Annotated in this window: 18 protein-coding genes; 11 read left to right on the forward strand and 7 right to left on the reverse strand. The window is 44.2% G+C overall.

What is annotated here, in order from left to right; all coding sequences use genetic code 11:
- Positions 1 to 9: 9 nt before the first annotated feature.
- The 4 genes from NB504_RS07205 (at position 10) to NB504_RS07220 (ending at position 5,077) form a co-directional block, all read left to right on the forward strand.
- On the forward strand, positions 10 to 1,188 hold the full coding sequence (locus tag NB504_RS07205) for a methyl-accepting chemotaxis protein (RefSeq protein ID WP_258428568.1): 1,179 nt from the start codon (positions 10 to 12) through the stop codon (positions 1,186 to 1,188).
- An 11-nt stretch (positions 1,189 to 1,199) separates the two neighbouring features.
- Positions 1,200 to 1,499, forward strand: coding sequence for an STAS domain-containing protein (locus NB504_RS07210; RefSeq protein ID WP_013868210.1), 300 nt, complete (start codon positions 1,200 to 1,202; stop codon positions 1,497 to 1,499).
- Positions 1,500 to 1,517: 18 nt separating this feature from the next.
- Positions 1,518 to 3,218 carry a fused response regulator/phosphatase gene (locus tag NB504_RS07215; protein ID WP_170898976.1) on the forward strand — a complete coding sequence of 567 codons (1,701 nt, stop codon included), beginning with the start codon at positions 1,518 to 1,520 and terminating at the stop codon, positions 3,216 to 3,218.
- A 182-nt stretch (positions 3,219 to 3,400) separates the two neighbouring features.
- The gene (locus tag NB504_RS07220) at positions 3,401 to 5,077 is read left to right on the forward strand and encodes a DUF342 domain-containing protein (RefSeq protein WP_258428569.1); all 1,677 of its coding nucleotides are present in this window, start codon (positions 3,401 to 3,403) and stop codon (positions 5,075 to 5,077) included.
- Positions 5,078 to 5,158: 81 nt separating this feature from the next.
- On the opposite strand, the gene NB504_RS07225 is transcribed toward NB504_RS07220, so the two are convergent.
- The 4 genes from NB504_RS07225 to NB504_RS07240 are packed head-to-tail and all read right to left on the reverse strand — an operon-like array spanning position 5,159 to position 11,303.
- Positions 5,159 to 7,273 carry a type I secretion system permease/ATPase gene (locus tag NB504_RS07225; RefSeq protein WP_013868207.1) on the reverse strand — a complete coding sequence of 705 codons (2,115 nt, stop codon included), beginning with the start codon at positions 7,271 to 7,273 and terminating at the stop codon, positions 5,159 to 5,161.
- 15 nt (positions 7,274 to 7,288) lie between these two features.
- Positions 7,289 to 9,199, reverse strand: a complete 1,911-nt coding sequence (locus NB504_RS07230; protein WP_258428570.1) for an EAL domain-containing protein — start codon at positions 9,197 to 9,199, stop codon at positions 7,289 to 7,291.
- A 5-nt stretch (positions 9,200 to 9,204) separates the two neighbouring features.
- On the reverse strand, positions 9,205 to 9,867 hold the full coding sequence (locus NB504_RS07235; RefSeq protein WP_026027195.1) for a transglutaminase-like cysteine peptidase: 663 nt from the start codon (positions 9,865 to 9,867) through the stop codon (positions 9,205 to 9,207).
- A gap of 44 nt (positions 9,868 to 9,911) precedes the next feature.
- The gene (locus tag NB504_RS07240; RefSeq protein WP_017046873.1) at positions 9,912 to 11,303 is read right to left on the reverse strand and encodes an HlyD family type I secretion periplasmic adaptor subunit; all 1,392 of its coding nucleotides are present in this window, start codon (positions 11,301 to 11,303) and stop codon (positions 9,912 to 9,914) included.
- 297 nt (positions 11,304 to 11,600) lie between these two features.
- Here NB504_RS07240 and pdxH point away from each other — a divergent pair, with 297 nt between their 5' ends.
- Positions 11,601 to 12,236 carry a pyridoxamine 5'-phosphate oxidase gene (gene pdxH, locus NB504_RS07245; RefSeq protein ID WP_013868203.1) on the forward strand — a complete coding sequence of 212 codons (636 nt, stop codon included), beginning with the start codon at positions 11,601 to 11,603 and terminating at the stop codon, positions 12,234 to 12,236.
- Between the two features lie 39 nt (positions 12,237 to 12,275).
- Here the strand turns inward: pdxH and NB504_RS07250 are convergent, their stop codons facing one another.
- The 3 genes from NB504_RS07250 to NB504_RS07260 all read right to left on the reverse strand — a co-directional run bounded on the left by NB504_RS07250 (position 12,276) and on the right by NB504_RS07260 (position 16,383).
- A complete protein-coding gene (locus tag NB504_RS07250) occupies positions 12,276 to 12,992 on the reverse strand; it encodes a PAS domain-containing protein (protein WP_017044931.1) in 717 nt (238 codons plus the stop codon).
- 310 nt (positions 12,993 to 13,302) lie between these two features.
- Positions 13,303 to 15,123 (reverse strand): SUMF1/EgtB/PvdO family nonheme iron enzyme, encoded by a 1,821-nt coding sequence (locus tag NB504_RS07255; RefSeq protein ID WP_258428571.1) that lies wholly within the window; start codon positions 15,121 to 15,123, stop codon positions 13,303 to 13,305.
- A 156-nt stretch (positions 15,124 to 15,279) separates the two neighbouring features.
- Positions 15,280 to 16,383, reverse strand: a complete 1,104-nt coding sequence (locus tag NB504_RS07260; RefSeq protein WP_026028446.1) for a PEGA domain-containing protein — start codon at positions 16,381 to 16,383, stop codon at positions 15,280 to 15,282.
- A 426-nt stretch (positions 16,384 to 16,809) separates the two neighbouring features.
- On the opposite strand from NB504_RS07260, the gene NB504_RS07265 reads away from it, so the two are divergent.
- The 6 genes from NB504_RS07265 (at position 16,810) to NB504_RS07290 (ending at position 25,878) form a co-directional block, all read left to right on the forward strand.
- Positions 16,810 to 17,634 (forward strand): AraC family transcriptional regulator, encoded by an 825-nt coding sequence (locus NB504_RS07265; protein WP_258428572.1) that lies wholly within the window; start codon positions 16,810 to 16,812, stop codon positions 17,632 to 17,634.
- Between the two features lie 291 nt (positions 17,635 to 17,925).
- Positions 17,926 to 21,048, forward strand: coding sequence for a bifunctional proline dehydrogenase/L-glutamate gamma-semialdehyde dehydrogenase PutA (putA, locus tag NB504_RS07270; RefSeq protein WP_258428573.1), 3,123 nt, complete (start codon positions 17,926 to 17,928; stop codon positions 21,046 to 21,048).
- Between the two features lie 21 nt (positions 21,049 to 21,069).
- On the forward strand, positions 21,070 to 21,768 hold the full coding sequence (locus NB504_RS07275) for a 1-pyrroline-5-carboxylate dehydrogenase (protein ID WP_017042347.1): 699 nt from the start codon (positions 21,070 to 21,072) through the stop codon (positions 21,766 to 21,768).
- 68 nt (positions 21,769 to 21,836) lie between these two features.
- Positions 21,837 to 23,327: a sodium/proline symporter PutP gene (gene putP / locus NB504_RS07280; RefSeq protein WP_017044927.1), complete on the forward strand. Its 1,491-nt coding sequence runs from the start codon at positions 21,837 to 21,839 to the stop codon at positions 23,325 to 23,327.
- Positions 23,328 to 23,542: 215 nt separating this feature from the next.
- Positions 23,543 to 23,770, forward strand: a complete 228-nt coding sequence (locus tag NB504_RS07285) for a hypothetical protein (protein WP_013868195.1) — start codon at positions 23,543 to 23,545, stop codon at positions 23,768 to 23,770.
- Positions 23,771 to 23,988: 218 nt separating this feature from the next.
- The gene (locus NB504_RS07290; RefSeq protein ID WP_013868194.1) at positions 23,989 to 25,878 is read left to right on the forward strand and encodes a methyl-accepting chemotaxis protein; all 1,890 of its coding nucleotides are present in this window, start codon (positions 23,989 to 23,991) and stop codon (positions 25,876 to 25,878) included.
- Positions 25,879 to 25,948: the final 70 nt, after the last annotated feature.

Below are 25,948 nucleotides of genomic sequence, written 5' to 3' on the forward strand. Positions count from 1 at the left end.
AAGGAATGGGTGATGATAAATAAAACAGTGACACCAAAAGCAAAATATATTTTAGCTTTAGTTTTGCAGCTAATGGCCCTTTTTGCCGTCATGCTTCACTCCTCTAATTTATGGAGCATGGGGCTAATGATTTTTGCGGCAGCAATACCTTGGCTAGTATTGTCTATGAATTTTAGTGAACAAAACAAAGCTAAAGCCAACCAAAATAAGGTTGAAGAAGAGTCCACTCTTGAAACGCAGCAACATCTACAGAGTATTGAAAAACTGTTCAAAGAGACGCTACCCAAAGTGAGTAGCCCTTTAACCATGCAGCACACCGTGATTGAAGGTTCAGTAGAGACATTAAATAACGCATTTTTTGGCTTGCAAGATATCAGCCAAAAACAGAGTCACGTTTCAAGTACCTTGGTCAATAACTTATTGGCAAACCAAGGCAGCGAATATGATCTCACCACCGTACTACCAAAGACTGAGGCGATTATTGATGGCTTTGTGCAAATTCTGATTGATATTTCGGAGAAAAGTATTTCAGCGGTACACAGCATTCACGACATGTCAGAAAAATTGGATATGGTCTTTAAACTGTTAAATCAAGTGAGAAGCCTATCGGAACAGACCAACTTATTGGCGCTGAATGCGGCGATTGAAGCAGCGCGAGCGGGCGAGGCAGGGCGAGGCTTCGCGGTCGTGGCTCAAGAGGTGCGCGACTTGTCGGTTAAAGCAAGAACGCTGAATACTCAAATTGAATCAGAAATTAATGTTGCTCAACAAACAGTACAAAGAGCAAACAAAACCGTTGGCGAAATGGCATCGATAGATATGACTCACGTTATTGAGTCGAAAGAGAAAGTGGACCACATGCTGCGTGGTGTCCAACAAGTGAATATAGAAATAGAGCAAGAAGTGCAAAAAATTCAAGAATTAGGACAAGAATTAACCCAGCAAGTGAGTAATGGCGTCCGTGCCCTTCAATTTGCTGACATTGTGGTTCAACAAAGTGATTATGCGCATGCGTCTATTGATTATTTGCAAGAAGCAAATGAGTTATTGAACGCTTTACTAACACAAAGCATGACTAAAGCAGCATGGGCAGAACAACTTCACCAATTGACAGAGCGCCTGCACAATCGAAGTGGTCCCGCCGCAATCCAAACTAATATGGACGAAGGCGAAGTCGAGCTTTTCTAGGAGGGAGTACGATGAGTATAGAAACTGAAATAGATAGCAATGCGAAACACATTACTATCGCGATTGATGGTGCTTTTGGCTTTAACCTAGTTAAAGAATTTCGTAATAGTTATTCACCCTATCGAGGTTTTAGATTCACCATTGATTTACGCAAGGTGGATTATATTGACAGTGCTGGTCTTGGCATGCTGCTCAATATGCAGAAATATCTTGAGCAAAGTGATGGCATGATCCGAATTACCAATACCTTACCCCAAATAAGGAAAATCTTACTGATTTCTCGGTTTGATAAAAAATTTAGTATCGAATAATGCTTAAGGAGTGAGCCGATGCGCGTAACGATCGTTGATGACCATAAATCGAATAGGGAGCTGTGTCGGTTTATCTTATTGCCTATTGCCGAGCATATCGATACCTTCGAAAATGGCGCTGATGCTGTTGAGGCGATGCTCGTCATGGACGTCTTACCCGACGTTATTTTGTTGGATGTGATGATGCCAGTTAAAGATGGCTTCACCACCGCAAAAGAGATCCGCGACTCTTTTCCTAATCACCATATCCCTATTATATTTTTGACCGTGCTTGATGATCATGATTCGTTTGAACGCTGTTTATCGCTGGGCGATGATTTTATTCTTAAACCAGTAGAGCGAAGCGTACTGCTCGCTAAAGTGCAGGCTCATTACCGTATTGTGAAAATGCATAATGAAGTCACTCAACAGCGAGATAAACTCAATTATTTCAACGAACAAGTACAATATGACTATGCCATCGCCGAATCCATTTTCACCAACTTAATGGAGGAGATGAGTGCAAAAGTCAGCAATATCTATGGCATCAGTTATATCTCCACACCTTCGACCATTTTTAATGGTGATCTCATCATTGTGGCGAACCGGCCCTATGGTGGTGTCTACATCATGATCGCCGATGCCACTGGGCATGGATTACCTGCCGCGATTTCAACGATCCCTGCTACGCGTACTTTTTTTTCAATGGCAGAAAAAGGGATGTCGCTTGGCGAAATGGTCGCAGAACTTAATAGTGCGTTAGTAAAGTTTTTGCCTGTTGGCATGATGCTTGCCGCCAGTGTATTTGAGATACGAGCCAACGGCTTCGAGGTTTCGTGGTGGGGAGGTGGTTTGCCTGATGGTTATTTACTGGATGAAGAGAGCAACATCGTTCGTCGTCTCGTTTCTACACATATGCCGCTGGGAGTTCTGGATGCTGATGAATTTGAAGTAAATTTAGTTCATCTCAAATTAAAACCTAACCAAACTATCCTCTGTTATACCGACGGTATTACCGAAGCGATGAATGAAAACGGGGAACAATTTGGCCAGTTGCGACTCGAACAAGTTTTGCAACGGAACGGTAAGACTCAGATTTCAGATTTGTACGATGAAGTATGCCAGTTTTCCAATCGTGGCCATGGTGATGACCTCTCAATTCTTTCAATGACATTTCCAATTACCAATAATAATGAAATATTAGCGTCGCAAAAAAAACAGTTTCTTAGCCATATACCAATGCAAAGCCATCTCTTTTTTCCTGCTTCAATTCTTAAAAAGATTTCAATTATGGTCGAGATGCGTAACATTGTTCGCGGTTTTATCAGTGGTGGCGAGCATCTTGACCTCGTTTGCTCTGTATTGTCAGAACTGTTTGCCAATGCCATTGAGCATGGGTTATTAAAACTTAATTCTTCACTAAAAGATGACCCAGATGGATTTCTCACTTTTTACCAACGACGTGAAGAGTGTATGGATGAGTTAGATGAATCGTTATGGATTAAACTAGACATTGATTATGACCCAACGGTGGGACAATTGAGCTTTTCACTTGAGCATAATGGCGAAGGCTTTGACTACCAACATACGGTTGCAGACGGCAACTGTACACACGGTCGAGGGATTATGTTGGTCTCTAAATTGTGTGAGTCATTGGAATATTCAAAAGATGGTTGCACTGTTAAGGTGACTTACGCCTTTAACAGTAAACATGATTTTCCGATATTGTCTGAATACTGAACAGATTATTTACACTGTAAAATTTCGCGTAACTCATTCTTTCGTTTATTTTTAGGTTATGTGGTTCGTTTCGTCGTGACTAAGTGATGTAGCCCTTAATTTGGTTGCCTAAAGATTTAGTCCATACTGTAAATTGTATACACTGCCATACGAACGGAATCTAACCATATGGGTTAAGTAGTATGTGGAAACGCTTAATTTCGCTTTCAGAGGACAAAAAACAAGTCATTGCCCAGCTGCCTGGGACGGAGTCCATCGACAAAAATTTTGACCAAGCAGGCTTGAAAGAAGCATTGTTTGAGTTATCTGCATCGACATTTTTCTTAAATGAAACTGAAGTTACCCGCTTTATCAACTGTGCAAAAGAGGGTAAGGGTGAAGCATTCTCTGGAATCACCATTGCAGAGAAAAAGAACGCTTCGGTTGAGATTGAATTTAGTGATCGAGATATGTTAGCCAGCATGGTCGTGACGGGTGCATATGGTGGCAGAGCATTGCGCGGTAGTGAGTTGGTGTATGCATTGGCTCATTCCCACGTAACAAAAGGCATCAACAAACTGGCTTTAAAGAAAGTGTTAATGGTAAGTAATACCTTGAAGCCAGGGGAAGTATACACTCAACCTGTTGCGCAGGGGCGCGAACCCATTCAAGGTAAAGACGCACAATTTGTTCCTTTGGTTGAGGATGTCAGTAAGCGCGTGTTAGCACCGACCAAAAAGCAAGGACAGAACAAAATTGATATGCGCAACTTAGGTGAAACCATCACTGTTGGTCAAGATGATGAAGTGATGCGTCGAATTCCTGCAACAAAAGGAACGCCAGGCTATACCGTGCAAGGAAAAGTGCTGGATCCTAAACCAGGTAAAGACTCGGCCTTAGTTGCAGGAAAGGGGTCTTACATCTCACCCAATGACCCGAATGTGCTACTGGCCAGTCAAGCGGGCATGCCTATCCTGAAAAGTAAAACGGTTGATGTCGATAACGCTTTATGTTTAAACAACGTCAGTGTAGCCACTGGCCACGTGAAATTTAAAGGATGTGTTGTCATCACGGGCGATGTCGAGCCTGGGATGATCGTGAGAGCGACGGGCTCAATCACCATCGGTGGGTTTGTTGAGTCTGCTGATGTTCAAGCCCAAGGTAATATTGATGTTGGTAAAGGCATTATTGGCCATACGGTGTTTGATGATGAAGCAAGAACATGCATTATCAAATCAGGAGGCTCTATCACGGCTAACTATGCTCAATTTAGCGAACTGCAAGCGGCGGATGACATCAATTTAGCGGTTCACAGCATGAGCAATGAATTACGCTGTGGCAATGATCTAAAAGTATTAGATAGTAAAGAGAAGCAAGGCACACTCAGCGGTGGTCACGCGAAAGTTGGTGGTAAGATCGTTTGCTTCAATCTAGGCGTTGAAGGCGATACCGCCACGACTGTGCAGGCTTTTGCTCGTTATGCTGTGTATAAAGAACGGGTCGCGAAACACAAAGAGCATTATAAACAAGCGCAAGAAGCGACGATGGAAGTGATCCGCCGTGAGATTGAATTTAAGAAAAAGCCTAAAGCGGAGCGCTCGGAAGAGGAACTGCTAAAAATTGATGAATTTAAGAAACAGACTAATGATCGTTTAGAAAAAGCAAAATTGGCGTTGGATATGCTGGGAGAGGAGTTTGAGCAATTACTCGAAATGAATACGATCGAAGTCAAAAATAAAGTTTATACCCATGTTTCGGTGCAATTTGATGATGAGCGGATCATCACCAAGCGGGCTCATGGCGCTAGTATCTTCTCATTTAACCAGTATGAGATTAAATGTGCTTCGATGCTTGAAGATGAAGATGTCGGAGGGATCTAACATTCTTATCTCAGAGTGCTAAGCAAAAAACGAGGTATTTTGCCTCGTTTTTTGCTGATTATGCTATTTCTAGTAAGGTAGCTATTGCACTGATCTCACTTTGCCCTGTTTGAGATCGTTTAACACCATCGATTTAGGACCATCGGCAATGACACAGCCTTTCTCCATCACAATGACGCGATCAACCACATCGAGCATTGACGTTTTATGAGTAATTAATATTAACGTCTCACTTGGTGTCAATTGAGACAGTTGATGTTTGATGTGCATTTCAGAGCGATTGTCCATGGCGCTGGTGGGCTCATCAAGTAGCAAAACGGGTGGGCGTCCGAGCAGTGCACGAGCAATGGCTACCGCTTGCCTCTGACCACCAGACAACAACAAGCCGCCTTCACCCACTTGTCGTTCTAACCCCGCGGGGTCTTGCTGTGTGAACGCGGTAACTCCCGCTCGGTTGGCGGCATCCATCACATCTCTATCATCAACTAAGGGACGCCCGAGCGTGATGTTATCGCGAATTGAACCGTAAAATAGGTTGCTGTCTTGAGGTACGCAACCAATATTACGTCTCACATCAATGTGATGCAGTTGCGCGATATCGGTGTCATCAATACGAACATTCCCCTCGGTCGGTTGATATAACCCCATAATAAGGCGCTCTAAGGTGGTCTTCCCTGAGCCGATGCGGCCTATGATCGCTACTTTTTCACCCGGATGAATCGTTATACTTAAGTCACGTATTGATGCAACAGGCGCATTAGGGTAGTGAAAAGTGATTTTGTCTAGCTCAATTTTACCTTGCACAATCGGACGATGAATATAGCGTTTACCTTCTTCTTGCTCATCGGGCATTTGCATCACTTGCTCAATGATTTTTAAGGACGATTTGGCTTGGTTGTAGCGTGTTGAAAGTAATGATAGTTGTACCATTGGGCCAATCGCACGGCCGCTGAGCATGGTTGCGGCGATGAGCCCACCCATGGTTAAATCGCCGTTGGATATCAGATAGACGCCTAAGATGATCATGCCAACGTTCGCGGCTTGCTGAACAAAGCCGGCAGTATTTTGAATACCATCAGTAATTCGACGGCTTTTAATGTTCCAGTTCGCCATGTGCGCAACCGCTTCTTCCCAGCGATATTGAAACTGACTTTGAGCGCCAAAGAGTTTCACCGTTTCAAGTCCAGCTAAACTTTCAATCAGGTTGGCGTATTTTTGTGATGCCAGTCGAGAGCCCTCTTCAATCGCCCGTCGTAGAGGTGCTTGGATGAGCAGAGAATAGATAGCAATGATCAGTACACCGGCGATAGGTACCAGCACTAAGCTGCCCGCCATTAGCCAGATCAGCACTAAAAAGAGCAGTGCAAATGGCAGGTCAATCAATGATGAGATGGTTGCTGAGGTAAAGAATTCGCGTATGGATTCGAACTCTTGTAAATGTCGCGCAAACGCACCGACAGAAGGAGGACGAGACTCCATTCTGATCCCCATCACTTTACTAAAGAGCTTGGAAGAGATCAGAATGTCAGATTTTTTGCCCGCCACATCAATAAAATAACTGCGAAGTAGTTTGAGGAGCAGATCGAATAAGAAGATCACAAAAATCCCGCTCGCTAATACCCACAAGGTTTCAAACGCAAGGTTAGGCACGACTTTGTCATACACTAAACGGCTGAACATTGGTGCCGCAATGGCAAACAAATTGATTAAAATGGAAGCGATCAACACATCGCGATAAATGTGCTTTGACTGCCATAACGTACCCCAAAACCAGTGGCCATCACGGGTCTTTAATATTTCTGGTGATCGCTCGTCATAGCGAAACTGTTTTTTCACCATGAAGTAGCGGCCAATATAGCGTTCAGTCAGTTCCTCTAAGGGAATAGCTACGGGGATTAGACCAGACTCCGCAGTGACGACCTCAGCTTCTTGATTCGCTTCGTTGATGCTGCTGAGCACACAGGCCTCACCGCCTTTTAAAATTAAGATAACGGGGAAAACCAACTTTGGGATTTGATCCAATGCTGAGCGATTTTCCTTGGCGATTAACCCCGCTCTTTCGGCTGCTCGAGGAAAGAGAAAAGGCGTCAGTTTCCCATCTGATAAAGGTAGGCCGTTGATCAGTGCTTCTGGGGAATTCGCCAATCCATAATAACGACTCACATAGATAAGCGAATTGAGTAGCGTGTCTTGCATTACATCTGACCTTTTTTATTTATCCACAATAAAGCCTTGGAAGACTTCTATAAAATGCTCGGAAAGGAAATCAAGTTGAGTTTGCGTTTCTACCCTTGACGCAATTGTGGTGATTCCTAAATTGTGTGCTGTGCGAGAAATCGACGTTAAGGTGAACTTTTGCTTTTCATCGTCGAGATGGTGAGTAAATAGATAATCGAGTTTCACGTATTTTGGACGGTACTCGTTGATGTAGTCTAATGATTGGAAATTCCGGCCATAGTTATCGACACCAAAGTCTGCGCCGGCTGCTCTTATGGCATTACAAAATAGCGCCGTATGGTGAGGGGCGTTGAGGAATGCGTTTTCCGGTATTTCAAAGTGTAGGTTCTCACAGATAGAGCGATGCTTCGCCAGAGTCTGAGTGACCCAACGAATAAAACTGGGTTGAGAAAGGCTGCTTTGAGCGATATTAATGGCTAATGGTTCGGCTATCTCTCCCGTTTCGAGCTTGTGAATCATCGTTTCAATAACATATTCATCAAAAATATGGCTGGCATTGAGTTGGTCGAGTGCAAATAAGTATTGGTTAGCGCTGTAGCGTTTGCCATCGTGCTCAATCGCTGAAAAAACTTCGCGGTGGAAAGTTTGTCCCCAGCTATTATTGGCTGACTGCAAACGGAAACTGAACCAATCGTTATGGATAGCTTCTTCAACCAATGCTTTCCATTGCTGTTTACCCATCACAGTTTGTTTGGTTTCACTGCTGACAAAGCCGTAAATCAGCTCTGGATTTGCAGTTGCAATGGCTAACGCGTTGTCGAGCAAGGAAAGTAACTGTGTTGAAGATTTTGGTTCTTTATTATGAACAACACCTAAAGAGACTTTAGCTGATGCCATGCCAGTTGGGTCGGCTAGAGTGTCTTGCACAAAATTCATAATACTATCAGCGATGATTTTGAGTTCACTCTCTTCCATGTTGGGCAAAATAAAGCCAAACTCTTCGGTAGAAATGCGTGCCAGAGTCACATCAGGTGAAGTAATCGACACTTTTAGATGCTCAGCCAAATGGCGCACCATACCATCGCCTGCTTCATAACCCTTTTCTTCGTAAAGCTCTTTGATAAACTCTGCTTGCAAAATAGCAGCGCCACCTATGGCACTTTCTGATAGCCAACCACTGAGTTGACTCATGTAATAGGCGCGGTTGCCAAGTTGAGAAACTGGGTCAATATAAGCACGCTCACGCAGTTGCTGCGCTTCTTGCGCCTGAGCTTTGAACGCTTTTTCAACCTGCGCTGACATGCTATTGATACCATCAACTACATAAATCAGATCTTTGGTCGCTGGCCGCGGTAGCGGTTCACCAAAATGGTTGCGTGCGACTTGCTCCATTTTTTCGACAATCATCTGCAGCGGGCGTAAAGCGCGCTTCAGAATGAAAGCGATGGCGGCAAGGCCAATCACAAAAATAGCGCTAAACGCGATAAGTAGCCGAATCAGCGCCTTCCATAATTGCGCATAGGCCTCGCCAGGGTGGCTGACAATTTCGACTTCAGCAAGCTGCATCCAACCACTGGTTACAACGCGTTGATCATGGATCGGTGCAAACAGGTGTAAATTGGTAAACCATTGCGGAACGTTATTAGGTTTTACAGGGTAAGATCGCAGAATCTCTTCGTCATCGTCTAGAAAAATCAATCGTACGACTGAGTAAGAGCTGCCATCAAACAAGGCATTGATAACCGACTCAACCGCAATCTTATCTTTCTTCTCCAAATAAGGTGCCAGCGCCAAACCGACGGTGTTGATGGTGTTGTTGACTTCAGAGCGCTGCTGCTGCTCTAAGTTGTTGCGGGTCGTATTGAATTCAATAATAAAGACTGAAGTCATCAGCATAATGAAGACGGCAATCATTCCCGCGACAAGTTGTTTATATAGCGTCATATTACTTACTCATCGTAACTTACAATTGGTTTATTCAATTTTAGCGAGCGTTCCCGTTCACGTAAGTCATTCCAAAGACTTAATCGTGAAGAGTCTCCTGCAAGCTGGCCATTTTTGGATTTCATTAGCCATAAATTTTTACCGTTAAAGCTGTAGATCGGTAACAGATCACGGCGTGTTGATGCTGGCTTAATCTCAGGGTTTATATTGTCTAAAATTAAGGGCTCGGCATTGGGTGTTGAATAGTACGCAAGAACCATATGAAACTGATTTAATTCAATGGCTTTAACATACACGAGGCGCAACTTTTTATCATCGATACCCAGTTCAAGCAGGGAGAAGTACTTCGCAATTGTGAAATCTTCGCAATCCCCTGCGTTGCTTCCTAGAAACTCAAGTGGTGTCGCCCAGTAGTCATTTTTTCCCCATAAATCGATATCATTAACAAAGTACAGCTGATTGAAAAATCGATTTATTTCGGTCAATTTGTCACGTTCGGGAGCATTTTGGTGTTTGGCAATTTCTTTGCGCCATGTTTCGACGCGTTTTCCCGCTCTTGTGCCATAGGTAAGCGCGACCGCATCGACCCACTGCTGCTCTTTGGTGTTGAGCGCTTGGGGGGATGAGGGCATAAATAGCAATAAAACCAGTGGCAGCCAAAACTTCATCAAAAACCGTCAATCATGAATATATTAAAAAGCATAAGTGAACCTTACTCCCTTAGCGCATTTTTTTGTGCACTGAGTATGGGCTTTAGTAGATAATCCATCACGGTCCGTTTACCCGTAATAATATCAACAGAGGCCGTCATTCCTGAGATGATAGGCAGGTTAGCATCATGCCCTAAGCTGGTTTGATTGGTCCTTACTCGGACTAAATAATAGCTTTTGCCTTCTTCATCTTGAGTTGTGTCGGCACTGATATGCTCAAGTGTCCCTTCCAAGCCGCCATATTTGGTGAAATCATAGGCGCTGAATTTTACGATGGCAGGCAACTCTGGTCTTAAGAAGGCGATGTCTTGTGGGGCAATTTGCGCTTCAACAAGCAAGGTATCCTCTGTTGGGACTACTTCAACAATATCCATACCGGGCTGGATAACACCGCCAACAGTGTTGACGTAAAGCGTCTTAATTGTTCCTGTCACAGGCGATAGCACAACAGTGCGATTTACCTTATCTTCAAGCCCAACGGCTGATTCTGTGATTGCTGAAAGTCTATCTTGGGCTTCGTTCAGTTTGTCTTGCTGCTGTGAGCGAAACTTTTGAGCCGCATCAATACGGTTGAGCACCGCTTCGCGAATCGCTGATTTTAATACTGGGATGTTAAGCTCGCTGGTGGTCATTTCACGGCGAGTATCGTTTACTTGGCGCTGTAGTTTCAGCAGCTCAATTCGTGGCACGACACCTTCGTCTGCTAAAGGTCTAGTGATCTCAAGTTCTTTATTCGCAAAATCATAACTTTGGCGCAAATTTTTCACGCGCGCTTGTATTTCAACCAACTCTTGTAGTTTCTGTTTGACTTGTTGATCTAAAAGAGAAAGTTGGTTGCGTAAGTTATTAAGATCTTGTCGGTAGGCGGCCCTTTGTCTATTAACTAAATCGGGTTGGTTGTCTGTTAACAGCGGTGGAAAGGCGAGTTTGTTATAGTCAATTTTGACGCTATTTTGCCAGTTGTCATCATCAATTTCTTCGTTAATCATCACGCTAGTAATGGAAGCGGATAGCTGTAGAACACTGGCGGTAAGGTTAGCGACTTGTTGTTCACGTTCGCGGTAGTCTGAGCGGAAACGTGTGTCATCAATTAATAACAGTTGTTGGCCTTTTTGCACTCGTTCACCTTCGCGAACCAATATCTGTTTGACTAAGCCTCCTTCCAAGTTTTGAACCACTTGAACTTGCGATGACGGAACGACTTTGCCTTGTCCAACTGTCACTTTGTCGACCTGTGCCCATGAGGCCCAGACGATGGCTAAGAGAAAAAAACAGACCATAACCCAGAGCATCACGCGTGCACTGTTGGGCGTGTTCAGTAGCAGAGCCGCCGTTTTGTCGTCTACGTACTCCAATTCTGTCGAAGAGAGTTTGTTATAACTCTTGTTGCTCATCGCTTATCCTTTGCGCCTAATCGTAGTGTATTTCCCCTTTCTACTTAAAGCTGTAGAGGGAGGCTACAACTGTAAGTTGTTTGGGTATAGTTGCTTGATTTTATTACTTGTCTAGCAAAATGTTAAGGATTTGCCACTCATCATGAGATTACTATTCACCATTTGAATTGATTGTACTTCCTATTGCGTACGTTCTACAGAGTTTAGCTGTGAATTACTGATTTTGTTGAACCTTAGCACTCTTGAGTTATGACGATGATAGGCGCACAATCGTCAAAAATTTCATAAGGAGCAGAGATGGAACTTTCAGACATCCGCCGCGAATACATAAAAGGCGGTTTAAGACGCAAAGATTTGCTTTCAAATCCCATTGAGCAGTTTAACCTTTGGCTGCAACAGGCCATTGATGCCGGTCTTACCGATCCCACGGCGATGACAGTGGCAACGGTTGATGAAAATGGACAACCTTTCCAACGTATAGTGCTATTAAAAAATGTCGAAAAAGACAGTTTTGTTTTCTACACCAATTTAGGCAGTCGCAAAGCACAGCATATTGAACACAACAATAAAGTCAGCTTGCACTTTCCTTGGCACCCATTAGAGAGACAAGTGCACATCACAGGAACGGCTGAAAAATTGTCGGCTTTTGAAAACATGAAATATTTTACTTCTCGTCCTAAAGATAGCCAAATTGCCGCGATAGCGAGCCGCCAGAGCAGCCGTATCTCAGCTCGTGGTATTTTGGAAGGTAAGTACTTGGAGTTAAAAAAGAAATTTGAACAAGGTGAGATCCCAGTTCCGAGTTTTTGGGGAGGATATCGCGTTAAAGTTGAATCGATAGAATTTTGGCAAGGTGGTGAGCATCGTTTGCATGATCGCTTCTTGTTTACGCAACACGATCAACAGTGGGACGCTGAACGTTTAGCGCCATAAGGCTTACTTATTAAAAGTCAGTCGCAATGAATGCCTCATTTATATGGGGCATTCACTATTGAGTACCACGGATAATTGCGTTTTGAGCAAGGTCTTGGGGATGTTTGAGCCATAACCTTGGTCTAGAGCCATATCGATAAGTTGCTCTTTACTGTGGGCTGCAAATTTATGTCGCAATTTTGCTTCATAGCCTTCCACTGTTTTTATCGAAATCTTCATCACCCGAGCAATGTGTTTGGGCTTTTTTCCATAAAGCAGAAGAAAAAGAACCTCAGATTCTCTTGTGGTTAGGGGCCCGGAAATGGGCTCTAGAACACCCGCGGAATGCTGTGTGGTCGTTAAACCTGTTGCCCGACATATCCAATGGCCTACTTCCAAAATCGCGGTATCAGTTAGCTCTTGCCCGAAAAAAATTGTACCTTGAACCTCACCTTGTGCGTTGAACCATGGGGTTTTGGTGAAAATATGAGCGCGCCAAGAACCGTCAGCATAGGGGTGGATATCCAGCACTTTTAACGGTTTTTTTGTGGAGATTACACATCGATCTTGTTGCTGGAATTCTGCGGCGCAAGCGGTTGTCGGGCTTGGCATTTCAAAGTCAGTTAATCCAATGCACTGTTTTGCATCACTAACACCAATTAATTTGCCATAAGCATTGTTTGCGTAAACAAAAACCGAATTAAGATCTTTGCAACCCCAATATCCCGGAAGCTGTTGAAACAATGAAATTTGTTCTGCGCTGAGGAAATTGACCATAGCGGGTTCTCCTAACAATGATATTGATATAATACCAATGGCATGGCGGGTTGTAATCCATAGCGGCATTTGAACATAAAAAAAGCCAGCCTGAAGAAGGGCTGGCATAAATACAAGAATTGCTTCTTGTCGACGTGTAGAAGAGGTTCTATGAATGCTGCGAGGGTGTTGCAAATTCATAGGGATACCACATGGATATCAAATATCAAACGTGTTTGATATTCAACACCACTTTAGACGACGAGAGTGCAATAACAAAGGGGGGAATTCCCCCCTTTGTTATATAAATGGTTGGGCTAGTTCAGCTTACCTAAAGTTCCCTAATGACCCTGAAGCCAATATAATTTGCCGAAGTAGCAGGAGCAATAAACAAATTACCATAAGCCGCCGCCGTTGCAGGGGAGAAGCTCCATGCTCCACCTTTTGCTTGACCCCTTGAGTCATTTGTCCATTCCCACACGTTACCGACAACATCATAAAGGCCTAGGCCATTGGGAGCGAAAGACTTCACAGGAGAGGTACTTTTATTTGACCAAGGTGTACCACTCCAGCCAGTATTCGCTTTCCCAGTTCCGAAATCATCTCCCCACCAATAGTCTGTTTGTGTACCAGCGCGAGCGGCAATTTCCCACTCTTCTTCTGTCGGCAAACGGTATTTATAGCCAGTTTCCTTACTTAGCCAGCGAGTGTAGGCCTTCGCATCATTTTGGCTAATACACACCACTGGCGAGTTGCTCAACTGCTTAAAACCAGGGTCGCGCCAATAGCTACCTGCAATCGGAGTAATTTCAGATTCGGCGACTGCTGTGCACAGTTTTTGTAGCTCAGCATCAGTTTGGTAGGTGGTTTGATTCACAAAGGTTTCAAATTGACCCACAGTTACGGGGGTTGAACCAATTGCGAAAGCATGATCAAGGAAAACTTGTTTCGATGTGTGCTCGCCAATCAAATATTCGCCTGAGATCAAAGTGACTAACTCAGGAGCTTTAATATCCCCTTTGAGGGAATCAGCAAATTTATGTCCAGGTTTAAGTAGGTTGTCTTTTTCTCGTAGGTTCGCTCTTAATGTATGATCTGAGGTGATTTTCAGCTCTTGATTAAATGAGTAATACCCTTCTTTCTCAATCGTAATCATGTGCGGTCCCACTGGAAGCATCACTTCGACGGGAGTACTACCATAGTTTACATTGTCGATAGAGACTTTATCACTGTATTGGTTCGAGCGAATCGATAGGGTAACCCAAGCAATTTCTTTCTGTTTTTCTGTATTGGCTGAGTATTCGCCTGGGGCGAAACAGTATTGTGATTCGACATTCAGCAACCGACATGGTGTGTTTTCATCCGGTCTTGCATCAAGCTGAACATCTAGTACGGCTTTGTACTTATTGCCATTGTAGAAGCCGGAATCTACGGTTTTATGGCGCAGTACATGAATATTAAAAGAGACATTGGCCAGATGTTGTTGGACGAGCTTGGCCTCACTTGTGGCCTCTATTAACTTGGTTTGATACTGGTTTACCGCTTTCTGGAGCGCTAAGTCAGTGGTCTGTTTCGAGCATTGAGCCAATGTCATATCGGCACTACAAGCGTTAGTAAAGCTAACTTTCTCGGTGCTACTCTGTTTGAGTTCATCTCTTAAGCGCTCAACTCGCGCGCGTAATTTATGCTGTTCTAGCTCATTGATATTTTTGCTGACCGTGCTCTGCTCGGCCCTTTTTTGTGCCAGCAGTGCTTCTGACTCTTGGCGTTTTTGCTCAGCTTCTAAACGGTTTTTTTGATTCTGCTTTACATTAGCCCAAGCCGCTTGGTAGGCATTTTGTGAAGGCATGATGTCCAGTTCAGGATCATCAATCATTTTCATGTAATCGCGTTCTAAGTCAGTTTTTGCTTTTGCAAGTGCCTTATCAAAGAGTTGGGCTTGCTTTGTTAGTCTGTCTAACTCACTGTTGTGGTTGTTCACAACCACTTGTTGTTCATGGGTGGCCTTCTGGGCTGCCTGTAATTCGGACTGTTTAGTAAACAACGCATCATCAATGGCAATTACTGAGGAAGGCGTTCCTTCTGCCATCGTCGATGTTGCCACTAAGCAAGGCGAAAGTGCTAATAAGAGAGCGGGTAAACCTTGTCGCATTATTATCTACTTCAGTTAAGTTATTAGTTCATTGTGTCTATTCTAAACGAAAACACCATTTTGTCTGAAGTCATCTTTCAATAACTTAATGACAAAATGGCGTTTTAACCGCATCTTTGTGAATTACGACAGAAAAACAGAGTTTTTTTGAGGTAATTAACCCTCTTTATTCGGTCTTAGCTTTATCCAAACCGTATCATTGCCGTTAATTGTTAATACCCGGTTGTAGGTTTCGTAGCCATCTTTAGAGACGGTAACTTGGTGGCGGCCATTAGGCAAAACAATCTCAACAGGTGTACTGCCGTAGTTAATACCGTTGATGGTTACGGCATCGTTGTATTGATCCGACCTTACGGTCACATTTGCCCACTGTTTGTCATTTTTTTGCGTACCTTCAGACACGCCGCCTTTCAAACAGTATCGAGTTGACACGTTAAGCAGTTTACACGCAGCCACCGCTTCTGGTTTCGCTTGAAGCTGAGCTTGCATTTGGGTGAAGTATTCGTTGTTGCCTTCAAAACCACTGCGAATAATTTGGCTATCTTGTACATGGATATTAAGTTCCACGCCTTTCAGGTTTTGCTTGGCAATGACCGATTCGGTTAGGTCATCAAGCAACTTGGCCCGAAACGTTTTTACCGCTTTTTGTTTGGTAAGGTGCTGTCCCTGATTTGAACACTCACCGAGTGTCATTGTCGTTGAACAGGTGGTTTTATAGCCAGTTTCAAGAACACTACTTTCACGCAGTTCGGCTTCGAGACGTTTGACCCTAGCTTCAATGCGCGACTCTTCGAGGTTCGCATACTCATTACTGAGACGAGCTTGCTTCTGTTTGATTTGAGACAAGCGCATTTCAACTTCGGTCATCGCTTGATTATTCTCAAGGCCTTCAGCTTGGTTCTGCTTCACTGATGCCCATGTTTCTTGGTACTTCTTTTGAAACGAGGCTAAATCTGTGTCTGGATCATCTAAAAGACGGCTATATTGTTTGTCCAAAGCAGACTTGGCTCGATTGCGTTTAGCATCAAGTTCTTCACTTTCTCGTTTAATACGAACATGTTCATTTTTAAGTTGTTGAAGCTTGGCTCCCTCTGCTTCGTATTCTGCAGAAATCGCGTCGATTTCCGTCTGTTTAGTAGTCATTTTTTCATCGATAGCGGTGACAGGATCTACCTGAATAACTTCTTCCGCGTACACCGATGCAGATACCCAAAAAGGGCTTAGCGCAAGCAATAGCGCTGGGATGCGACGTGTGATCATAGGTCCCTGCAACAAATTAACGTTTAACCACAAAAGTGGGAAAGACAAACTTTTGACAGCTTTAATGGATAAGCTGTATTCATAATGCAAAATTTATTCCGAACAATAGCAAAATTCACTTAAATCTATTACTAGGTGACTGATTTTGTAAATTTTATAATTGTGCATCTTCATTTTGAGCCTAATAGCGAAATATGCAAGTCTCTATTTTCGATCTATTTAGGGGTTTTGGGATTGAACACACATTGACCGTAATTTATGTGCACTTGATCATTGTTCCGTTTTGAAAAATCGATCTCATTTCACCCCTAAGCTTAAGCTTCATATGCACTTTGATGTTTAATTTTTAAAAAAATACAGCTTTGTTTTCGCTCCTGATAGTTTTGTTATAACATCAGCTTCTAACCTCAACCATGATGCAGCAATATGAGTGACTTTTCTTCGGCTAAGCTATCTAACTATCAACAAAATGACAAAGTTTTGTCGCCTAGGCCGGCAGAGTTAGTGACATTACCCTCGTACATGGAGTGTCATGATCATAGTTATACCCAAGTCGTTATCGGATTAAAAGGCCAAGCTGAGTTTGAAGTACAAGGTGTAGGCAATTTGGTGGGGCCAGGGCAAGGTTGTGTCGTTACCTCTGGAACTGGCCATGCGTTTGGTGGTGTCGTTGAGCAGTCGGATATTTTAGTGCTTAACCTTCCAATCTCCTGTGGAGATGACCCTTTGCTTCTACAAAAAATGAATGAGTTGTCGAATGCGGATATTTACTTTCAGTTGGATGGGCAAATCCAAAAGCTGATCCAATTGCTAGTTAAAGAGATGCAATCGAGCCCTGATGATTTACTGTTGAGCCGTGCCTGCAATGACACCGTGATGGCATTACTGCAACGCCATATTTCTGTATTTGAAACGCATCGCAAAGAGTCTCGTTTTGATCTTGAAGCGATTGATCGTTATATCGATCTGCACCTTGGTCGTAAAATTTCAGTCGCTCAATTAGCGGGCCGCGTTTATTTAGGTGAAAGCCAATTTCATATGTTGTTCAAAGAACAAATGGGGATCACGCCTCATCAATATTTGTTAGGTAAACGAATTGATATGGCAAAAGATTTGATTGAGCAAGGTTGTTTGAGTTTTGGTCAAATTGCGGAATTAACGGGCTTTTCTGGACAAAGTACCTTCACTCATTCATTTACTCGCTTGCAAGGTATTTCTCCATCGCAATACCGAAAAATGTGTCGTCGCTAATTCTTTATATCCCTGCCTCTTTTTTGTTTGTAATTCCCACATCATTTTTATATTGCTTGCCTTGAACTATCGGCAACACGTGCACCTTTGGTTAAATTTTGGAAACAATGTTGCTATTTTCTGCTTTGTGCATGATGTCAATTGATGTGATTGTGTTTTTATTTTGTTAATAGCCAGAGTTTTTAGCAAAAAACTCGGAGTTTTTGACAAGTATTCTTCTCGCGCTCAAAATACACTGCCAGCCATTGCAGGAAACCCGACCTTTTTCGGGAGTGAGATTGAGGAAAACGCATGTTTACAGCAACAGATGTGTTGAATGCAGAGTTTATCGAGCAACCGCTTGATAAGCTGTGGTCGCTGATCTCTCCACTTTATATGGTGGACGAATCTCAATGGCTGAAGCAGTTATTACCGCTGGCAACAGCTACAGAATCAGAAAAATCGGCGATATTAAATAAAACAACCCAGTTAATCGAAGCGATCCGAGCCGACAAAAAAGCGGTGCAAATGATCGATGCCTTATTACTTGAGTACAGTTTAGATACGCAAGAAGGTATTTTGTTGATGTGTTTGGCTGAAGCTCTGATGCGCATTCCCGATGCGGAAACCGCGGATGCTTTTATTAAAGATCGCCTCAGCGTTGCGGATTGGAAATCTCATCTGAAAAATTCTGACTCTGTCTTTGTCAATGCGTCCACGTGGGGGTTGATGCTGACTGGTAAAGTGATTGGCCTTGCTGATGTGGATACGACTAGTCCAACGCAGGCGGTTAATCGTCTAGTGAATAAGCTTTCTGAGCCAGTGATTCGTAAGGCGATGCACCAAGCGATGAAGGTGATGGGCCACCAATTTGTGCTAGGCCGAACCATTGAAGAAGCACAAAAAAATGGCCGTCCTATGCGTGATAAAGGGTATACCTATTCATTTGATATGCTCGGTGAAGCAGCGTTAACCACAGCCGATGCCAATAAATATTTTAAAGATTATTTGATGGCGATTGAGGCGGTTGGCCGCGAGAAATATGGCTCATCAACCAGCCCGGCACCGTCCGTATCAATCAAGCTTTCTGCATTGCATCCGCGTTATGAAGTGGCTAATCAAGAGCGCGTGCTGAGCGAGCTTTATAGCACACTGCTACAGCTTTTAGCCCGTGCTATCGAGCTGGATGTGGCGATCACTATTGATGCAGAAGAAGCAGACCGTTTAGAGCTGTCATTAAAGCTATTTGAAAAGATATATCGCAGTGAACCCGTGAAAGGGTGGGGGAAATTTGGTTTAGTTGTACAAGCTTACTCTAAGCGCGCTTTACCCGTTTTAGTTTGGCTTAATGGGTTGGCGAAACAGCAAGGTGATGTGATCCCACTGCGTTTAGTCAAAGGGGCGTATTGGGATAGCGAGGTGAAGTGGTCTCAGCAAAGTGGCTACAGCAACTATCCGGTATACACACGTAAAGAAGCTACTGATGTCGCCTATTTGGCTTGCGCTCGTTTTCTTTTAAGCGAGGGTGTTCGTGGTCATATTTTCCCTCAATTTGCCAGTCATAATGCACAAACCGTGACCGCGATTGCGGTGATGTCACAACACAAAGATTTTGAGTTCCAGCGCCTGCATGGCATGGGTGATGCTCTTTATCATCATGCAATGAAAGCCTATCAACAATCGGTGCGAATTTATGCTCCAGTAGGTAGTCATAAAGACTTACTGCCTTATTTAGTTCGTAGATTGCTTGAAAATGGTGCGAACAGTTCGTTTGTGCATCGTTTAGTCGATGCTCGTTGTCCTATTGATACGTTAACGCAACATCCTGTCGATATGTTGCTCTCGTTTGATTCTTTACCAAATACCAAAATCCCTTTGCCACCGCGTATCTTTGCCGAGCGCGTTAATTCCTATGGCGTCAATATTGATATTGAAAGTGAGGCAACGCCTTTTGAAGCGAAAGTAGAATGTTGGCTCAGTAAACAGTGGCATGCTTCTCCTATCATCAATGGTGTTGCTCAGTTCGAAAGCATGATCAAGGCAGGGGCATCGCCGGAAGTTGTGACTGCGCCTTATGACCGTAGGAAGCATGTTGGACAAGTGGTATTTGCCAACCTTGATCATGTTTCCGAAGCTATCTCAATAGCGGAGCAATCCTTTGCTGCTTGGAAGCAAGAAGAGCACAGCGTTCGCGCGGGCAAACTTGATAAACTTGCTGATTTACTCGAAGAGAACTTGGCTGAACTGGTCGCCATTTGTCATCACGAAGCAGGGAAAACCATTCACGATAGCATTGATGAAGTCCGCGAAGCGGTAGATTTTTGTCGCTATTACGCCAAACAAGTTTCCGCGTTAACACCCTTTGAAGTGACGAGTTTTGATAATGAAAAGCGAAAAGTAAGCCGTGAAGGTCGCGGTGTTTTCGTGTGTATTAGCCCATGGAACTTCCCTCTTGCGATTTTTCTTGGGCAAATCACGGCAGCGTTAGTTGCGGGTAATACGGTCGTTGCCAAACCCGCAGAACAAACCAGTTTGATTGCTTCGCGTGCCGTGGAACTGATGCTGGAAGCTGGCTTTCCTGCTGGCGTTATCCAATTGTTACCTGGACGTGGTGCAGAAATTGGCAGTGCGCTGACTTCTCACCCTGCCATTGCAGGTGTCGCGTTCACTGGATCAACGGCGACCGCGCAACGCATCAATCAAGCTCTCGCTCAACGTGACGCCGCGCCAGTGCCGTTGATTGCAGAGACGGGTGGGCAAAATGCGATGATCGTTGATAGTACGGCTTTACCCGAGCAAGTGGTGAGAGATGTGATTCGTTCTGCCTTTGCTTCGGCCGGGCAGCGCTGCTCTGCATTACGAGTGCTATTTGTTCAACAGGATATTGCCGATCGCATCATCAGCTTGATTCATGGTGCGATGAATGAGCTCAAGATTGGTCTTCCTTACCTCCACAGTACAGATGTCGGCCCTGTTATTGATGAAAAAGCCAAACAAAAGTTGCTCTCTCACATTGAACAGATGACCAAGACACAGACCAAAGTTGCGCAATTAGAACTCAGTTCGGAGTGCCAACACGGCGATTTTGTACCGCCAGCGGCTTTTGAAATTTCAGATATTTACTGCTTAACCGAAGAACAATTTGGGCCGATCTTACATATCGTGCGTTTTAAAGCGCGTGAGCTGGCCGATGTCGTGCAGCAAATTAATCAAACTGGTTTTGGTTTAACCATGGGGATCCATAGCCGCAATGAAACGACGTATCGTTGGATAGAAAAACACGCCCGAGTAGGTAACTGTTACATCAACCGTGATCAAGTGGGTGCGGTGGTGGGCGTGCAACCATTTGGTGGGCAGGGGCTTTCTGGTACCGGACCAAAGGCAGGTGGCCCACATTACTTATACCGTTTTACTCAAACTGAATTTTCTCAGTAATAAAGGCTCAGGAGAATTAGCATGGTTCATCAAGTAACACGTTTTTCTGACGCTTTTTCAGCATGGGAAAATTGGAATATCACCGATTTTGATTCTAAATGTGAGTGCTTACTTTCATTTAAAAATCTACTAGAAAGCGCTATGCCACAACTGGCAACAGTGATTTCTTACCATCTTCATCAGGCATCGGCGCTGTTGGCGCATTCGCATCAATTGATCGGTCCTACTGGAGAAACCAATGAGCTATACACCGCAGGTCGGGGCGTGGCTGTGATCATCCAAGGTGAGCACAGTGATAAAGCGCAACAGGCGGTGGCAGCTCAGCTTTGTGCCGCTCTTGTGGCAGGCAATAGCGTCGTCTTATGTAGTGACGATGCGATGTTGATTCGAACACTGCAAGCGGCATTTGAGCAGTCGACACTCCCTACTAATCTCATTCAGTTTACGTCTTTTGATGCTTATCATCCGTTGATGGCGTCGGACGTTCGAAGTGTAGGTTACGTTGGGAACACTTCGGTTGAGCGTAGCCTCAACCGTCAGCTAGCTGATCGTAATGGTGCGATTGTCAGCCTAGTTTCTGAAACGGACTTGAGCGCGATCCCCGTGGCTCATGATCCTCACTTATCGTTGCGCTTTATTACCGAGCGTACTCGCACAATAAATATAACAGCAGTGGGTGGTAATGCGACCTTGCTTGAGCTTGGTAGCGAAACCCATTAATCCTTTCTGTTTTATCCTCTTCTTCGGAAGAGGACATGGAAGGCGATCTTTTAAAGAGGACAAACACAATGGAAAATAGCTTTGCTATTACAACCACCTTTATTCTGTATCTTATTTTGATGCTGGCTATTGGTGTGGTTGCATACCTTCGAACGAAGAACTCCGCAGATTATTTCTTAGGAGGGCGATCACTGGGCCCTTGGCCTGCGGCTTTATCGGCGGGTGCATCTGATATGAGCGGTTGGTTATTGCTCGGTTTACCTGGTTACGCGTACGCCGCTGGTATTGAGGCTTTCTGGCTAGCGGGTGGCTTATTATTGGGCACATGGGCGAACTGGTTAGTAAATGCTAAGCGCTTGCGCACTTATAGCATCACGACAGATTCATTAACATTACCTGAATTTTTATCACGCCGCTTTAATGATAAATCTAAACTGATTCAAACCATTTCAGCCTTCTTTATTTTGCTGTTCTTCCTCTTTTATACCAGTTCTGGCCTTGTGGCTGGCGGTAAACTATTTGAAACGGTATTTGGTTTAGATTATTCAACCGCAGTTATTATTGGCACCATTTGTGTGGTGTCTTATACACTGTTTGGTGGATTTTTAGCCGTTTCTTGGACTGACTTAGTGCAAGGCCTATTGATGGCAGCGGCATTAATGATTGTGCCCATCGCGGCAATCAACGGTGGTTTGGGTCAACTGAGTCAAGATCTATCCGCAATAAACCCAGAGCTACTAACGCTGTGGCATGATGTGAAAGGTGAGCCGTTAACGGGTGTTGCCATTATCTCATTAATGGCATGGGGGCTTGGTTATTTTGGTCAACCCCATATTTTGGCGCGCTTTAAAGCTTCCCGCTCAAATAAAGATCTCACCACTGCACGTCGTATTGCGGTCATTTGGACCGGTTTATCCATGGCGGGAGCCTTGTTGGTTGGCTTAGTTGGGCTTGTTTATGTGACGAACACAGGTTCGCTGGAGCTGGCAGATGGTGAAAAAATCTTCATGCTGCTAGTGAATGCGATTTTCCATCCAGTTATTGCAGGTATTTTGCTTGCGGCTATTCTTGCGGCAATTATGAGTACCGCTGACTCGCAATTATTAGTTTCTTCCTCTGCGTTAGCGGAAGATTTTTATAAGCAAGTCATCAAGCAAGATGCAACGTCGGAGGAGATAGTTCGTGTTGGCCGCTTTGCTGTGATTCTAATTTCTATCGTTGCGTTAGTGCTGGCCATGACACCAGATAGTTCCGTGCTCGGCTTAGTTTCGTATGCATGGGCGGGCTTTGGCGCCGCATTTGGCCCTGCAGTGGTATTGAGCCTTTATTGGTCTCGAATGAACCGCAATGGTGCACTAGCCGGCATTATTGTTGGTGGCGTGACCATTGTGGTTTGGAAACAACTGTCTGGCGGTTGGTTTGATGTGTATGAAATTGTTCCTGGGATCATTTTCTCTGTACTTGCGATCGTTGTGGTGAGCTTAGCGACAGCTGAACCCGAAGAGAGCGTGAGAGCACAGCACGTGACCTTTAAAAAGCAGCTGGTTGAACTAGATTGACATTCATACCGTTGTTCAATAACTAGCCCCTTTCTGAGGGGCTTTTTTGTACAGGTTAGATTGTGTAGTGTGCTTAGCAGAAAATAAGGAGATTGGGATGGACGTTTTTTGAAGATAGCTCACGAAACACACACTAAAGTTTGAGAAAAATGAACCTGTAGGCGCAAAATGTGTCAATTATCAATAATGATGCAAATTGTAGGGATTATTGGACCATGTCAAAAGCTTATTGCACCTGTTGTCGTAAAGAGACACCACATAAAGTCGTGATGAAGCGCTGTCAGTCAGAACCTTGTTCAACGTGGCAAGGTGTTCAAAAGTTTTTTGCGCTCATTATACAAGGTGAACCTCATTACAAAATGGAAAAGCAAGGTTTTTGCCGAGTATGTAATCACCCATCAACATTAAGCCACACTGACTTCTCACGCGTCCGCGTTCTCTAAATACTTCCAGCACTGCGCTAAGGTTTTTGGCGTAGTGCGCCTCTCGCTCAAAAGATAATTTTGCTTTTATTCGGCTGACTAAGTTTGATTTAGTGCACATTCACGTGCCGTTCTATTGCACGAGTGTCAAGTATTGGGAACTTAGGCAAAGTAATAATCCATAGTTGTAATACTCTCAAGCCCATTACTTTGGTGAACAAGCTTCAAGGAGCATTGCAATGCAATTGAGTTTAAAGAGAAAAATGGTGTTCTCTGTGGTTGCTGCTATTACATTGACAGCCGCTGCATTGGTTATGGTTGGCTATCAAACCTTTAAAACCGACAGCTGGAGAGCGATTGAGAGTGAAGCGCGTAATACATTACAGGCTCATGCAAAAGGGATTGGTGACTGGTTTAATGGCAAACAAAAAACGCTGCTAGGATTAAAAAACGAAATCGAGCGTAATCCACAATTAGACATTGTTCCTCACCTACGCCAAACCTTGGAGTCTGGTGAGTTTGGGCTGAGTTATTACGGTAATGAACAGGGCGATATGATCCGCAATGACGGATCGCGTAACCAAAATGGTTATGATCCCCGTGAGCGTGGTTGGTATAAAGAAGCCAAAGTCGCGGGTAAACCGATCACAACCGCCCCCTACGTCAGCGTTACCATGCAAACCTTAGTGGTGACATTGGCAGAACCTGTCCGTCAAAATGGCCAACTGATTGGCGTCGCCGCTTCCAATTTAGCTTTGGGTAAATTGATCAAGGACGTCTTAGCTATTGAGGTTCCCGGGAAGGGCAATGCTATTTTGGTGAATACCAAGGGGCTAATTGTTGCCCATCCCAATCAAGAGCTTATTTTAAAACCTACCCAAGAAATGGCCTCACAACTGACCATTCAAAGCATATCAGAGGCGGCAAATTCTCAATTACCACTCTTTGTTGATATTGATGGTCAGGCCAAAGTATTGATGGCGCAAAGTATTGAACATACTGACTGGCTGTTGGTTATGGTGATGGACAAAACGGTTCTTGAACAGCCACTCAATGACATGCTATTGAAACAGAGCTTGATTGGCTTGATGATTTTAGTGATCTTGGCATTAGCGACCTCATGGTTCGTCGCTCGTCAGTTGAATGAGTTGAGTAATATTGCTCAAGCTTTGTCAGATATCGCCGAAGGTGATGGCGATTTAACCCGTCGTTTAGCCGTTCGCAGTGACGATGAAGTCGGTATCTTAGCGGATAAGTTCAATAAATTTGTCGATCGCATTCATGTCATGGTGCAAAGCGTGCGTGATGTTTCCGTTTCCCTTAACCAAGGAGCGACACAGGCCGCGAGCTCAGCCAGTCAACGTAGTGAACGGATTCGTACTCAACAAGATGAAATTACTATGGTTGCAACTGCGGTAACTGAAATGGCGTCTGCGACCGCTGAAATCGCGGGCAATGCTGATAATACCGCTAAAAATGCCAATGAATCGGTTGAGCTTGGCGCACAAGGCTATCGCCAGATGCAGCAAAGCAAACAGTCAATCAATCAGTTAGCACAAGAGCTTAGCAGTGCTGTGGGCATCATTGGTGAATTAGAAGTGCACGCTAATGAGATTTCAACCATTCTGTCGACCATTCGCTCGATTGCAGAGCAGACAAATTTGTTGGCCTTGAATGCGGCGATTGAAGCGGCGCGCGCCGGAGAGCAAGGTCGTGGCTTTGCCGTTGTAGCTGATGAAGTCCGAGTGCTTTCTCAGCGCACTCATGCCTCTACCGAGGAGATCCAGTCTAAAATTTCCGGTTTGCAAAAGGTAACGACCAATGCTGTTTCTGTCATGACGGAAAGCCATAAACTGGTCGAAACAAGTGTGCAAGATGTGAACCATACAGGAGAAAGCTTACACGCAATCAGCGAAGCCATTCAGATGATCAGTGATATGGCGACACAAATTGCATCAGCAGCAGAAGAGCAATCTTTGGTGACAGCGGATATTAATGGCAACACCGAATCGGTACGTGAAGTCAGCGACCAACTCGCCAGTGATGCGCAAAATGCAGTGCAACAAGCTCATGAAATGCACCGTTTAGCGAATGAGTTAGATAAAGAAATTTCTCGTTTCAAACTGTAATCATCTCAACGTACTCAAAGTAAAGAGGCGATAAATAGATTACAACCAAGAAAGTGGGTGCTTGCTCACT

The organism is Vibrio sp. RM-69-4 (assembly GCF_024743775.1).
Taxonomy (GTDB): domain Bacteria; phylum Pseudomonadota; class Gammaproteobacteria; order Enterobacterales; family Vibrionaceae; genus Vibrio; species Vibrio anguillarum.